Source organism: Pseudomonas sp. VMV1 (assembly GCF_056790235.1).
This window is the reverse complement of record NZ_JBXGSE010000003.1, coordinates 377,256-390,982: the sequence shown is the minus strand read 5'-3', so window position 1 is coordinate 390,982 and position 13,727 is coordinate 377,256. Positions and strand designations below refer to the sequence as shown.

Annotated in this window: 12 protein-coding genes; 7 read left to right on the top strand and 5 right to left on the bottom strand. The window is 68.1% G+C overall.

Translation table 11 applies throughout. From position 1 onward, the window contains the following. Positions 1-63: 63 nt before the first annotated feature. The 5 genes from ACUCV0_RS11820 to choX are packed head-to-tail and all read right to left on the bottom strand — an operon-like array spanning position 64 to position 4,309. Positions 64-1,053, bottom strand: coding sequence for an alpha/beta hydrolase (locus ACUCV0_RS11820; RefSeq protein WP_482212781.1), 990 nt, complete (start codon positions 1,051-1,053; stop codon positions 64-66). Then, positions 1,050-1,520: a thioesterase family protein gene (locus ACUCV0_RS11815; protein ID WP_482212780.1), complete on the bottom strand. Its 471-nt coding sequence runs from the start codon at positions 1,518-1,520 to the stop codon at positions 1,050-1,052. The genes ACUCV0_RS11820 and ACUCV0_RS11815 overlap by 4 nt, the downstream gene beginning before the upstream one ends. Before the next feature lie 8 nt (positions 1,521-1,528). Next, positions 1,529-2,473 carry an L-carnitine dehydrogenase gene (locus ACUCV0_RS11810; protein WP_482212779.1) on the bottom strand — a complete coding sequence of 315 codons (945 nt, stop codon included), beginning with the start codon at positions 2,471-2,473 and terminating at the stop codon, positions 1,529-1,531. Beyond that, positions 2,470-3,357: a 3-dehydrocarnitine:acetyl-CoA trimethylamine transferase CdhC gene (gene cdhC / locus ACUCV0_RS11805; protein WP_017641584.1), complete on the bottom strand. Its 888-nt coding sequence runs from the start codon at positions 3,355-3,357 to the stop codon at positions 2,470-2,472. The genes ACUCV0_RS11810 and cdhC overlap by 4 nt, the downstream gene beginning before the upstream one ends. A gap of 19 nt (positions 3,358-3,376) precedes the next feature. Beyond that, positions 3,377-4,309 carry a choline ABC transporter substrate-binding protein gene (gene choX, locus ACUCV0_RS11800; protein ID WP_482212778.1) on the bottom strand — a complete coding sequence of 311 codons (933 nt, stop codon included), beginning with the start codon at positions 4,307-4,309 and terminating at the stop codon, positions 3,377-3,379. Between the two features lie 155 nt (positions 4,310-4,464). Between choX and ACUCV0_RS11795 the strand changes: the two genes are divergently transcribed. The 7 genes from ACUCV0_RS11795 to etfB all read left to right on the top strand — a co-directional run bounded on the left by ACUCV0_RS11795 (position 4,465) and on the right by etfB (position 13,694). Further along, on the top strand, positions 4,465-5,448 hold the full coding sequence (locus ACUCV0_RS11795) for a GlxA family transcriptional regulator (protein ID WP_482212777.1): 984 nt from the start codon (positions 4,465-4,467) through the stop codon (positions 5,446-5,448). A 131-nt stretch (positions 5,449-5,579) separates the two neighbouring features. After that, positions 5,580-6,557, top strand: coding sequence for a dipeptidase (locus ACUCV0_RS11790; protein ID WP_058791813.1), 978 nt, complete (start codon positions 5,580-5,582; stop codon positions 6,555-6,557). A gap of 88 nt (positions 6,558-6,645) precedes the next feature. Further along, entirely contained in the window at positions 6,646-7,176 is a 531-nt protein-coding gene (locus ACUCV0_RS11785) for a DUF5943 domain-containing protein (RefSeq protein ID WP_059313100.1), read from the top strand. A gap of 105 nt (positions 7,177-7,281) precedes the next feature. Next, positions 7,282-9,342: a dimethylglycine demethylation protein DgcA gene (gene dgcA, locus ACUCV0_RS11780; RefSeq protein ID WP_482212776.1), complete on the top strand. Its 2,061-nt coding sequence runs from the start codon at positions 7,282-7,284 to the stop codon at positions 9,340-9,342. Between the two features lie 165 nt (positions 9,343-9,507). Next, positions 9,508-11,499: a dimethylglycine demethylation protein DgcB gene (gene dgcB, locus ACUCV0_RS11775; RefSeq protein WP_482212775.1), complete on the top strand. Its 1,992-nt coding sequence runs from the start codon at positions 9,508-9,510 to the stop codon at positions 11,497-11,499. A 169-nt stretch (positions 11,500-11,668) separates the two neighbouring features. Further along, positions 11,669-12,904 carry an electron transfer flavoprotein subunit alpha gene (gene etfA, locus ACUCV0_RS11770; RefSeq protein WP_482212774.1) on the top strand — a complete coding sequence of 412 codons (1,236 nt, stop codon included), beginning with the start codon at positions 11,669-11,671 and terminating at the stop codon, positions 12,902-12,904. Next, positions 12,894-13,694 (top strand): electron transfer flavoprotein subunit beta, encoded by an 801-nt coding sequence (gene etfB / locus ACUCV0_RS11765; RefSeq protein WP_059313103.1) that lies wholly within the window; start codon positions 12,894-12,896, stop codon positions 13,692-13,694. Before etfA ends, etfB begins: the two co-directional genes overlap by 11 nt. Positions 13,695-13,727 lie beyond the last annotated feature (33 nt).

Below are 13,727 nucleotides of genomic sequence, written 5' to 3'. Positions count from 1 at the left end.
CCACGATATTTTGCGGTTGTTCGCTTCCAGAGCGAGCAATCCACGGTTACACACTGAGGCCCATCAGGGCGTTTGAACCTCTTCCGTCTCCAGCGGTTGAGGTTTTTTTTTGTCTTTTGACAGGTTGGCCGCGGGTACCAAGCCCAGTTCGCCGCCGAGAAAGCGCTCCAGGGCGCAGCGCAGGGCTTCGGCGCGCCGGCCTTGGGCGCGCAGTGCACCGTGCAGCAGGCCGGCGCCCTCCCACAGCCGACAGGAGTTACCCGCCGCGCGCAGGGCGGCAGCATAGGCGCGGCCGTGGTCAGCCAGAGGATCGCGCCGCGCCACGGCGACCAGGGCGGGTGCCAGCCCGCTGAAAGCGTCAGCCTGCAGCGGCAAGGCGAGGGGATCCCGGCGATCTTCCGGGCGGGGCAGATAGGTATCCAGACAAGCCCGCCAGTCGGTCGCGCTCAGCAGCGGTGCCTGGGCCTGATGGCGCTCGCTGGGCAGCACCCGATCCGTCAGCGCGGGATAGATCAGTACCTGGGCCCGAGGCTGGGCACGACCCTGTTGGCGCAGCGCCAGGCACAGGGCCGCGGCGAGATTGCCGCCGGCACTGTCACCGGCCACCGCCAGCCGGCGCTCGTCCAACCCCAGTGCCTGAGCCTCACGTTGCAGCCAGTCCCAGGCCCGCCGGGCATCGTCCAGGGCCGCAGGATAGGGATGCTCCGGCGCCAGGCGATAGTCCACCAGCAGCACCGCCAGCCCCAGTCGCCGCGTCAGGCGCGCCGCGAGAAAGCCGTGGGAATCCAGGTCGCCGAGCATCCAGCCACCGCCGTGCAGATAGAGCAGGGCGGGGTGGTTGGCGCGGGCGTTCAGTGGCGCCACCAGCCGCAGCGGTACCCCATCGGCACGGTGATCGCTGATCGCCAGCCCCTGGTAGTCCGCTGGCGCCAGGGCCGCGCAGAGCCGGGCATAGGCCTGGCGCTGGACGGTGATGTCCGGATCCTGGGTGGCGAAGGCCTGGCTGGCCGCGACGAAGGCGGCCATGTCCGTGGACAGCGGCGGTGTTCTCATCGCCGGGACGGGGGCAGGCCGATGACCCGCCCGACGTGCTCCGGCCAGGGCTCCTCCCGCTGCGCCGCCAGCCGGGTCGCCAGCCAGTCGTGCACCCGTGGCGCGAAGGGCGCGGAGCGGGGACCGTCCAGGTGGACGTGCAGGAGCAGCTGCTCGGAGGCGGCCAGCAGCTCGGCCTGCCCCTGGTGATGGAGGCCGAAGTGCAGGTGCAGGCGCTTGGCGTCCAGGGCCAGGAACCTCACCCGCACCTCCAGCTGGGCGTCCGCCTTCACCTCGTGGAGGAAGTTGAGGTGGCATTCCAGCGTGAACAGCGAGTGTCCGCTGGCCGCGCGACCGGCGGCGTCCAGGCCCATGGCGTCCATCAGGGCGTCGCTGGCATGGCTGAAGATCAGCAGGTAGTAGGCGTCGCGCAGGTGGCCGTTGTAGTCGACCCACTCGGAGGCGACCGAAGTACGGTGGATGATCATGGCCGCTCCTAATCCAAGATGCCGTGGCGCGCCTTGCACCCGGCGATGGCCGCCTGCACCGCCAGCAGGCAGTCGTCGCGATAGCGCTCCAGCGCCGCCAGTTCCAGGTCGCCCTGCTGGGCCTGGGTCCCCTCGACCACGGCGTCGATCAGGCCGTCGGTCAGCTCCGGAGCTTCCAGGTAGGTCCAGGGCAGCTTCAGCGCCGGGCCGAATTGCTGCATGAAGTGGCGCATGCCCGCCGGCCCGCCGGCCAGGGTGTAGGTAAGGAAGGTGCCCATGAACGACCAGCGCAGGCCGGCGCCGTAGCGGATGGCGTCGTCGATCTCGCCGGTGGTGGCGACCCCGTCGTTGACTAGGTGCAGGGCCTCGCGCCACAGGGCTTCGAGCAGGCGGTCGGCAATGAAGCCAGGCACCTCCTTGCGCACCCGCAGCGGCCGCATGCCCAGCTCGCGATAGAAGGCCTCGGCGCGCGCCAGGTTGGCCGTCGAGGTCTGGCTGCCGCCCACCACCTCCACCAGCGGCAGCAGATAGACCGGATTGAACGGGTGGCCCACCAGGCAGCGCTCGGGGTGCAGGGCTTCGGCATAGAAATCGCTGGGCAGCAGCCCCGAGGTGCTGGAGCAGATCAGGGCGTCGGGTCGCGCCGCACGGCTGACCCGGGCATGCAGTTCGCGCTTGAGCTCCAGGCGTTCGGGGGCGCTTTCCTGGATGACGTCGGCAGTGGCGACCGCGGCGTCCAGATCGGTATGGAACGTCAGGCGGTCCAGGCTGGCACCGGGCGCCAGGCCCTGGGCCTCCAGCGCCGGCCAGGCATTGGCCAGGCGGGTGCGCAGGGCGGCTTCGGCGCCGGGTGCCGGGTCCCAGGCGCGCACCTCCAGGCCGTGGGCCAGGGCCCGGGCGATCCAGCCGGCGCCGATCACGCCGGTCCCAAGGGCGGCGAAGACGTCGCTCATCGCGCACCTCCCAGCTGCATTTTCGTCCGGCCCTCGGCGGGGCTCAGGGCGCGCCCGCCCAGGCGTTCGATGATCTGGATGACCCGCTCCACCAGGCTGCCGTTGGTGGCGTGGACGCCCCGGTCCAGCCAGAGATTGTCTTCCAGGCCGACGCGCACGTTGCCGCCCAGCAGCATGGCCTGGGCGGCCATGGGCATCTGCATCCGGCCGATGCCGAAGCCGGCCCAGCAGGCGCCCGGCGGCAGGTTGTCGACCATGGCCTTCATGGTGGCGGTGTCGGCCGGGGCGCCCCAGGGAATGCCCAGGCACAGCTGGAACAGCGGGTCCTGCAGCAGGCCTTCCTTGAGCAACTGCTTGGCGAACCAGAGATGGCCGGTGTCGAAGATCTCCAGTTCCGCCTTCACTCCCAGTTCGGTGATGCGCCTGGCCCCCGCGCGCAGTTGCGCGGGCGTGGAGACATAGATGAAGTCGCCGTCGCCGAAGTTGAGGGTGCCGCAATCCAGGGTACAGATGTCCGGGCGCAACTCTTCGATGTGCAGCAGGCGGGTGAGGGGACCGACCAGGTCCGAGCCGGGGCCGAAGTCGGTGGGTGTCTCGCCTGGCCCTATCTCCAGGTCACCGCCCATGCCGGCGGTGAGGTTGACGATGATGTCGACGTCCGCCTCGCGGATGCGCTCGACCACCTCGCGATAGAGGGCCACGTCGCGGCTGGGCTTGCCGGTGGCGGGGTCGCGCACATGGGCATGCACCACGGTGGCGCCGGCGCGGGCGGCCTCCAGGGCGGCGGCGGCGATCTCTGCCGGGGTGACGGGAACATGGGGATTGCGGCCTACGGTATCACCGGCACCGGTCAGGGCGCAGGTGACGATGACATCGGTGTTCATGGGGTCTGTCCTTGGGCGATCAGAGCTTGATGGCGGCGGGTTGGCCAGCGCGGGTGGTCACGCCCTGGAGGAAGGCGTCGAGGCGTTGCGGGTTGTTCTTGAGCCAGGCGCGCGCAGCGTCCTTGGGTGCGGTGCGCTCCAGGATGGGGGCCATCACGGCGCTGACCTCGGCGCTGTCCATGTGCAGGTTGGCGAGCAGGCGCTGGACATTGGGGCAGCGCTGCGGATAGTCGGCGGTGGTCACCACCGAGACCGTGGCCTGGCCTTCGTTGGGGCCGAAGACATCCTCGCTGCCGGTCAGGTAGCGCATCTTGATCTGCAGATTCATGGGGTGCGGCTTCCAGCCGAAGAACACGATCCACTCCTTGCGCTTCTCGGCCCGGCGCACGGCGGTGAGCATGCCCGCCTCGCTGGATTCCACCAGCTGGAAGTCCTTGAGGCCGAAGCGATCGGTCTTGATCATTTCGGCGGTGCCGCGATTGGCGCCACTACCCGGCTCGATGCCGTAGATCTTGCCGCCGAGCTTGTCCTTGAAGCGGGCGATGTCGGCAAAGGTCTTCAGGCCGGCCTGGTAGACGTACTCGGGTACCGCGAAGGTGGACTGGGCATCGGCCAGCAACGGCGGGGTCAGCACCTTGACCTGGCCCTTGTCGACGAAGGGCTGCACCACCGGCTGCATGGTGGGCTGCCAGTAGCCGAGGAAGACATCCAGGTTCTTGTCGCCCATGGCCGCCATGATGATCTGTTGCGAGGCGGTGGTCGGCTTGACCCCGTAGCCGAGGCCTTCGAGCATGACCTCGGCCAGGGCGCTGGTGGCGACCACGTCGGTCCAGCCGACGACGCCCAGGCGCACGGTCTGGCAGCTGTCGGGATCGGCGGCGCGGGCGCTGCCTAGGGTGGCGGCGAGGAGGCCGCAGGCGAGGAAGGTGGCATGAAAGGTCTTGTTAGGCATGGCGAACTCCCTGGGTCGGCGGGCCGAGGATGACTGCCGGTGCCTTCTACCCTAGGCGCCTTGCCGGAGCGGCATGCGCAGCCCGACGACCGGAATTTGCACCCTGGCGACCTTCTTGCTTGCCAAAGCGGATCGTTACCGAGGACGCCCCACCCATGCCGCAGTCCTTTGCCTTTCTCCTGCTGCCCGGCTTTTCCGCCCTGGGCTTCATCGCCACCCTGGAACCCCTGCGGGTGGCCAATCGCTTCCGTCCGGGCAGCTATGACTGGCGCATCCTCGGACGTGACGGGGCGGCGGTGACGGCCAGCAACGGCATGTCGGTCAATGTCGACGGCGGCCTGGACGCGCTGGCGCCGGGTACCACCCTGTTCGTGGTGGCCGGTTTCGAGCCCCTGGCCCATTACGACGATGGCCTCGCCGGCTGGCTGCGTCAGGTCGCCCGCCACGGCCATCCCCTGGGCGGCATCGACACCGGCGCCCTGGTGCTGGCCCGTGCCGGGCTGCTGGACGGCCACCGGATCACCCTGCACTGGGAGGCGGTGGCGGCCTTTCGCGAAGCCTGGCCGCAGCTGGCGGTGACCGGCGAGCTGTTCGAGATCGACCGCGGCCGCATCACCTGCGCCGGCGGCACGGCCAGTCTCGATCTGCTGCTGGAGCTGATCGGCCGCAGCCACGGCAGCGAGCTGGCGGTGCAGGTCTCCGAGCAATTCGTGCTGGGCCGCATCCGCCCGCCGCGAGAGCACCAGCGGCTCCAGGTGGCCCAGCGTTATGGCATCGCCAACTCCAAGCTGATCCGCGTGGTGGAGCGCATGGAGCGCCACACCGAGACGCCCCTGGGCACCCTGGAGCTGGCCGCCGGCATCCAGGTGACCCGCCGCCAGCTGGAGCGGCTGTTCCGGCTCTACTTGCAGACGACGCCCTCCACCTTCTATCTGCAGCTGCGTCTGGACCGGGCGCGCCAGCTCCTGCAGCAGGGCGAGGCCAGCGTGCTGGACGTGGCTCTGGCCTGCGGCTTCGAGTCCGCCTCCTATTTCTCCCGCTGCTACCGGCAGCGCTTCGGCCTGAGTCCGCGGGAGGATCGGCCCCGCCGCGAGGGCCGGCTGTCGGCGGACGAGCTCGCCACGGTCGCTGACCGCTAGCGCGCGCTCAGGCCTGACGCTTCTGGTGATACCCCTGTCGTTTTTGCATCCGGTCGGCCGGAACCCCGGGGCTATGCTGGCCTCGAATCGCCGGCACCCGTTCCGGCGCGAGACCTACGCCGGAGCCCGTCATGAATGCCACCGAACTCCACGCCGACAGCATCGTCATCGACGGGCTGATCATCGCCAAGTGGAACCGCGAACTCTTCGAAGACATGCGCAAGGGTGGCCTGACCGCCGCCAACTGCACCGTCTCGGTATGGGAGGGCTTCCAGGCGACGGTCAACAACATCGCCGCCAGCCAGAAGCTGATCCGCGAGTGCAGCGACCTGGTGGTCCAGGTGCGCACCACCGCCGAGATCCGCCAGGCCAAGGCCCAGGGCAAGACCGGCATCCTGTTCGGCTTCCAGAATGCCCATGCCTTCGAAGACCAGATCGGCTACGTCGAGATCTTCAAGCAGCTCGGCGTGGGCATCGTGCAGATGTGCTACAACACCCAGAACCTGGTGGGCACCGGCTGCTACGAGCGTGACGGCGGCCTGTCCGGCTTCGGCCGCGAGATCGTCGCCGAGATGAACCGCGTCGGCATCATGTGCGACCTCTCCCACGTCGGCTCCAAGACCAGCGAGGAAGTCATCCTCGAATCCAAGAAGCCGGTCTGCTACTCCCACTGCCTGCCCTCCGGCCTCAAGGAGCATCCGCGCAACAAGTCGGACGAAGAACTCAAGTTCATCGCCGATCACGGCGGCTTCGTCGGCGTGACCATGTTCGCTCCCTTCCTGGCCAAGGGCATCGACTCGACCATCGACGACTACGCCGAAGCCATCGAGTACGTGATGAACCTGGTCGGCGAAGACTCCATCGGCATCGGCACCGACTTCACCCAGGGCCACGGCCATGACTTCTTCGAGTGGCTGACCCACGACAAGGGTTACGCCCGCCGCCTGACCAACTTCGGCAAGATCGTGAACCCGCTGGGCATCCGCACCGTGGGCGAATTCCCCAACCTGACCGAGACCCTGCTCAAGCGCGGCATGCCCGAGCGCACCGTGCGCAAGGTCATGGGCGAGAACTGGATGCGCATCCTCGGCGAAGTCTGGGGCGAATGATCCCGACGAACCCTTTCCACCCCTTTGTGATCGTCGGGCTTCGCTAGCGCTCAACCCGACCTACGACCCTCTGTTCTGGAGTATCCGCATGGCCAGCCACGCCCCCGAAATGCCCATCCAGGTCGACGACGAAACCGGCGTCTGGACCACCGACGCCCTGCCGATGCTGTACGTACCTCGGCACTTCTTCGTCAACAACCACATGGGCATCGAAGAAGTCCTGGGCGCCGACAAGTACGCCGAGATCCTCTACAAGGCCGGCTACAAGTCGGCCTGGCACTGGTGCGAAAAGGAAGCCGAATGCCATGGCATCAACGGCGCCGCGGTATTCGAGCACTACATGAAACGCCTGTCGCAGCGCGGCTGGGGCCTGTTCGAAACCCAGAAGCTCGACCTGGAAACCGGCTACGCCGAGGTCAAGCTCAAGCATTCCGCCTTCGTCTACGTCTACGGCAAGGTCAATCGCAAGGTGGACTACATGTTCACCGGCTGGTTCTCCGGTGCCATCGACCAGATCCTGGCCGCCAAGGGCAGTGCCATCCGCACCGTCACCGTGCAGGAATACAGCGGCTCCGAAGAAGGCCATGACGACGGCCTGTTCGTCACCCGTCCGAAGTAACGTCACTCCAGCGGGTGGGGGGCGACCCGGTCGCCACCACCCCCGCGACACCCAAGAGCAAGAGCGCGGCTCAAGACCGCGCACCAGCCGATCGAGGAGAAGGTCATGGCCTTCGAAGCAATGTTCCAGCCGATCCAGATCGGCAAGCTCACCATCCGTAACCGCGTGCTCTCCACGGCTCACGCCGAGGTCTACGCCACCGACGGCGGCATGACCACCGACAGATACGTCAAGTATTACGAAGAAAAGGCCAAGGGCGGCATCGGCCTGGCCATCTGCGGGGGCTCCTCGGTGGTCGCCATCGACAGCCCGCAGCACTGGTGGAGTTCGGTCAATCTGGCCACCGACCGCATCATTCCGCACTTCCAGAATCTGGCCGATGCCATGCACAAGCATGGCGCCAAGATCATGATCCAGATTACCCACATGGGGCGCCGCTCGCGCTGGGATGGCGGCCACTGGCCGACCCTGATGTCGCCGTCGGGCATCCGCGAGCCCGTGCACCGCGCCACCTGCAAGACCATCGAGCCGGAAGAGATCTGGCGGGTGATCGGCAACTTCGCCCAGGCCGCGCGCCGGGCCAAGGCCGGTGGCCTGGACGGCGTCGAGCTGTCCGCCGTGCACCAGCACATGATCGACCAGTTCTGGTCGCCGCGCGTCAACAAGCGTACCGACGAGTGGGGCGGTAGCTTTGAGAACCGCATGAGATTCGGCCTGGAGGTGCTCAAGGCCGTACGCGCCGAGGTCGGTGACGACTTCTGCGTCGGCATGCGCATCACCGGGGATGAATTCCACCCGGACGGCCTGTCCCACGACGACATGAAGCAGATCGCCAAGTACTACAGCGACACCGGCATGCTCGACTTCATCGGCGTGGTCGGCTCGGGTTGCGACACCCACAACACCCTGGCCAACGTCATCCCCAACATGACCTATCCGCCGGAGCCCTTCCTGCACCTGGCCGCGGGCATCAAGGAAGTGGTCGATGTCCCGGTGCTGCACGCCCAGAACATCAAGGACCCCAACCAGGCCACCCGCATCCTGGAAGGCGGCTATGTCGACATGGTCGGCATGACCCGTGCGCACATGGCCGACCCGCACCTGATCACCAAGATCAAGATGGGCCAGATCGACCAGATCCGTCAGTGCGTCGGCGCCAACTACTGCATCGACCGCCAGTACAACGGCCTGGACGTGCTGTGCATCCAGAACGCCGCCACCAGCCGCGAATACATGGGCCTGCCGCACATCATCGAGAAGTCCACCGGGCCCAAGCGCAAGGTGGTCGTCGTTGGCGGCGGTCCCGCCGGCATGGAGGCCGCCCGCGTCTCGGCCGAGCGCGGCCATGACGTCACCCTGTTCGAGAAGCAGGAGCAGCTCGGTGGCCAGATCACCCTGGCCTCCCGCGCCCCGCAGCGCGACCAGATCGCCGGCATCACCCGCTGGTACCAGCTGGAGCTGACGCGCCTGGGCATCGACCTGCGCCTGGGCACCGCTGCCGATCCGGCGACCATCCTCGACCTGCGACCGGATATCGTCATCCTGGCCAACGGCGGCCACCCCTTCCTGGAGCAGGTCGATCACTGGCATGCCGCCGAGGGCCTGGTCGTCAGCAGCTGGGACATCCTCTCGGGCAAGGTCGAGCCGGGCAAGAACGTGCTGGTGTACGACACCATCTGCGAATTCACCGGGATGTCCGTGGCCGACTATCTGGCCGACAAGGGCGCCCAGGTGGAAATCGTCACCGACGACATCAAGCCGGGCGTGGCCATCGGCGGGACCACCTTCCCGACCTACTACCGCAGCCTCTATCCCAAGGAAGTGATCATGACCGGCGACCTGATGCTGGAAAAGGTCTACGCCGAGGGCGACAAGAAGATCGCGGTGCTGGAGAACGAATACACCGGCGCCCGCGAGGAGCGCGTGGTCGACCAGGTCGTCATCGAGAACGGCGTACGGCCGGACGAGGGGCTCTACTACGCCCTCAAGGAAGACTCGCGCAACAAGGGCCAGATGGACATCGAGGCGCTGTTCGCCATCGAGCCGCAGCCTGCGCTCGGCGAGGCCGGCAACGGCTACCTGCTCTACCGGATCGGTGACTGCGTGGCCCAGCGCAACACCCACGCCGCCATCTACGACGCCCTGCGCCTGTGCAAGGACTTCTAAGACGGCCTAATCGCTGCTCGAAAATTCGCGGCCATGGGCCGCTCCTACAGGCTCCGAACGTCCCTCGTAGGAGCGGCCCATGGCCGCGATAGCTCACCTTCTGCGGCCCCCGGCGCTTCGCTACCCCGGCCGCGCCTGCGGGGCCCGCCCTGTGAGGATAGATCGATGTTGAACACCATCCTCCCCATCCTGCTCTTCGCCGCCCTGGCCCTCACCGTGATCGGCGCCGTGCGGCGTTTCAGTCTCTGGCGGCAAGGGCGTCCGGCCGAGGTCGACTGGCTCGGCGGGCTGTTGAAGATGCCGCGGCGCTACCTGGTGGATCTGCACCACGTGGTCGACCGCGACAAGTACATCTCCAAGACCCACGTGGCCACTGCTGGCGGCTTCGTCCTGGCTGCCCTGCTGGCCATCCTGGTGCACGGCTTCGGCCTGCACAGCCGCATCCTCGGCTGGGCGCTGCTGGCGGCCACTGCCTGCATGTTCACCGGCGCCCTGTTCGTTGCCAAGCGCCGTCGCGATCCGCCGGCGCGGCTGTCCAAGGGCCCCTGGATGCGTCTGCCCAAGAGCCTGCTGGCCTTTGCCGCAAGCTTCTTCATCGCCACCCTGCCGGTCGCCGGTATCCTCCCGGAAGGCTTTGGCGGCTGGATTCTGGCCGCGGTCCTGGCGGTCGGTGTGGCCTGGGGCGTATCCGAGATGTTCCTCGGCATGACCTGGGGCGGCCCCATCAAGCACGCCTTCGCCGGTGCCCTGCACCTGGCCTGGCACCGTCGCGCCGAGCGCTTCAGCACGCCACACAACGCCAGCGCCGCCCGCTCCAGTGGCCTCAAGGCCCTGAACCTGCACGATCCCAAGGCGCCGCTGGGCGTGGAAAAGCCCGCTGACTTCACCTGGAATCAGCTGCTCGGTTTCGACGCCTGCGTCCAGTGCGGTCGCTGCGAGGCCATGTGCCCGGCCTTCGCCGCCGGCCAGCCGCTCAACCCCAAGAAGCTGATCCAGGACATGGTGGTCGGCCTCAAGGGCGGCAGCGATGCCCATTACTTCGGCTCGCCCTATCCGGGCAAGCCGGTCGGCGAGCACGCGGGTGGTCCGCACCTGCCCATCGTCGCGCGTCAGGGCAAGGCCCTGGTGGACGCCGAGACCCTCTGGTCCTGCACCACCTGCCGTGCCTGCGTCGAGGAATGCCCGATGATGATCGAGCACGTCGATGCCATCGTCGACATGCGCCGTCACCTGACCCTGGAGCGCGGCGAGACGCCGAACAAGGGCGCCGAGGTGCTGGAGAATCTCATCGCCACCGACAACCCCGGCGGCTTCGCCCCCGGTGGTCGCCTGAACTGGGCCGCCGACCTGGACCTGCCGCTGATGAAGGACAAGGGCCAGGCCGAGGTACTGTTCTGGGTTGGCGACGGCGCCTTCGACATGCGCAACCAGCGCACCCTGCGCGCCTTCGTCAAGGTGCTCAAGGCGGCCAAGGTGGACTTCGCCGTGCTCGGCCTGGAAGAGCGCGACAGCGGCGACGTGGCCCGCCGTCTGGGTGACGAGGCCACCTTCCAGCAACTGGCCAAGCGCAACATCGAGACCCTGAGCCAGTATCGCTTCCAGACCATCGTCTCCTGCGATCCCCACAGCTTCCACATGCTCAAGAACGAATACGGCGATCTGGGCGGCCACTACCAGGTGCAGCACCACAGCACCTTCATCGAGACCCTGCTCAGCCGTGGCTCCCTGCATCTCGGGCAGCATGCGCTGGCCGAGCAGGGCGCCACCATCACCTATCACGATCCCTGCTACCTGGGCCGCTACAACGGCGAGTACGAGGCGCCGCGCGCGGTGCTCAAGGCGCTGGGCATCGCGGTCAAGGAGATGGAGCGTTCCGGCTTCCGTTCGCGCTGCTGCGGCGGTGGCGGCGGAGCGCCCATCACCGATATCCCCGGCAAGCAGCGGATTCCCGACATGCGCATGGCCGACATCATGGAAACCGGCGCCGAGCTGGTGGCCGTGGGCTGTCCTCAGTGCACCCTGATGCTGGAAGGCGTGGTCGCCCCGCGTCCGGAGATCAAGGACATCGCCGAGCTGGTGGCCGAAGCCATCGTCGAGGCACCAGTGGACAGCAAGCCGGCCGCCGCGCGGCGGCCGGTGGCGGAGGCCTTGTCGTGAGTGCGACTGGTGGTCCCCTCACCCTGACCCTCTCCCCGGGGGGAGAGGGGATGGCTACCTGCGTCCGGGCAGTCCAGTCGCTTTTCACCCCCTCTCCCCTCAGGGGAGAGGGCTGGGGTGAGGGGGCCACCACGCCCATCGCCCAACATTCCCACACGGAGCGCACAGCATGAGCATCATTCGTCGCGACCCGCGCCGCGAGTGGATCGCGCGCAACCGTCTGCATCCGCTGCACGCAAGTATCGCCAGCAGTGCCGATGCCGAAAGCCGCTGGATGGGCCCCAATGGCCTGGTCCGCAAGAATCCCCACGCCGCTGCCGCCGGCTTCGTTGGCCCCCAGGGCGTCAAGCGTATCGACCGCAGTGGCGCCCAGCAGGGCGGCGGCCGTCGTGGCGCTGCCCAGGCAGTGGAAGAACAGCTGCCCCTGCACCGGATCGCCGAGCCGGCCTTCTACATCGCCGTGGTGCCGGACCTGGTCAGCGGTCGCCTGACCGCCCACGACCGCGACCTGCTGGGCCTGGCCCGGCAGCTGGCCGGCGCCGAGGGCGCGGTGCTGGCGGTGGTCTTTGGTGAGGTCAAGGAAACCGTCTTCGACACCGCCGGGGTGGATCGCCTGCTGCATCTGGAAGGCGAGCAATTCCAGGGCTATGCCCCCGAACAGCGGGTACTCGCGCTGCGCGCGGTCAACAACGAACTGCAGCCGCGCCACTGGCTGCTGCCCGACAGCCGCAGTGGTGGCGGTGAACTGGGTCGGCGCCTCGGCGCGGCCCTGCACGAGCGTCCTGCTACCCGTGTCTGGCAGGTCAAGGACGGCCTGGTCACCGGCCGCGCCGGTGCCGGTCGCCAGGATCTGCAGCAGCCGCTGCCGCGCCTGGTCCTGGCCCTGCCGGAGTGCGCGGAGCCGGTCGGCGAGACCCGCCACGAAGTCATGCCCGTGCAGCTGGAAGGCAACATCGCCCGTCACCTGTCGCGCATCGAGGATCTCGGCCCGGTGGCGGTCGATCCCATGCAGATCCCCCTGGGCGAAGCCGAATTCATTCTCTCCGGCGGCAACGGCATCCGCGACTGGGAGCTGTTCCACAGCACCGCCGCGCTACTGGGTGCCACCGAGGGCGCCTCGCGGGTGGCGGTGGACGATGGCCATATGCCGCGCAACCGCCAGGTCGGCGCCACCGGTACCTGGGTCACCGCCCGGGTCTATCTGGCCGTGGGCATCTCCGGCGCCGTGCAGCACCTGCAGGGCATCGCCAGCTGTGACAAGGTCATCGCCATCAACACCAATCCGGGCTGCGACATGGTCAAGCGTGCCGATCTGTCGGTGATCGGCAACGGTGACGCCATCCTGGCCGCCCTGGCGCGGCTGGTCGAACAACAGCGGGCAGAGGAGTTGCAGGATGTCGCTTGAGCAGAAGCTGCCGTCGCTGGACGGCGTCAATGTCGTGGCCCTGGTCTCCGTTGGTGCTCACCCGACCTCCGGGCGGGCACGGCGGGCGGAACAGGATGCCCGCGCGGTGGAACTCGGCCTGCGCCTGGTCGGCGAACGTCTGCGCGTGCTGCATGCCGGTAACCCCGCCGAAGAGGCCCTGCGCGGCTATCTGGGCATGGGCGTGCCGGCTCTGCACGTGCTGGAACAGCCGGCGGGCGCCGATGCCCTGCCGGCGCTCGGCGATACCCTGCGTGACGTCGGTGCCGGCCTGGTGCTGACGGGCAGCCAGGCGGAAACCGGTGAGGGCTCCGGCCTGTTGCCCTATTTGCTGGCCGAAACCCTCGGCTGGCCCCTGGTGGTCGGCCTCGCCGCGGTGGAAGCCGTGGAAGGCGGCCAGGCGACCGTGCTCCAGGCCCTGCCGCGTGGTCAGCGGCGGCGGCTGCGGGTGCGTCTGCCCTTCGTCGCCAGCGTCGACAGCGCCGCGCCCTCGCCCCGCCAGAGCGCCTTCGGCCCCGCCCGCCGTGGCGAGCTGCAGGTGGAGACCACCGAGGTGGTACAGGACAGCCTGTTCGCAAGCGGCGAACTGCAACCCGCCAAGGCCCGCCCCAAGCGTCTCAAGGTAATCAAGGCCAAGACCGCCGCCGACCGCTTCAAGGCCGCGACGGCCAAGGCCTCGGGCGATGGCGGCCAGGTCCTCAAGGACCTGACCCCGGAAGCGGCAGCAGCCGCCATCTTCAAGGTGTTGCGCGAGGAAGGGGTAGTACGCTGAAGCTGTACCTCGCTCTCCCTCGGGGAGAGGGCA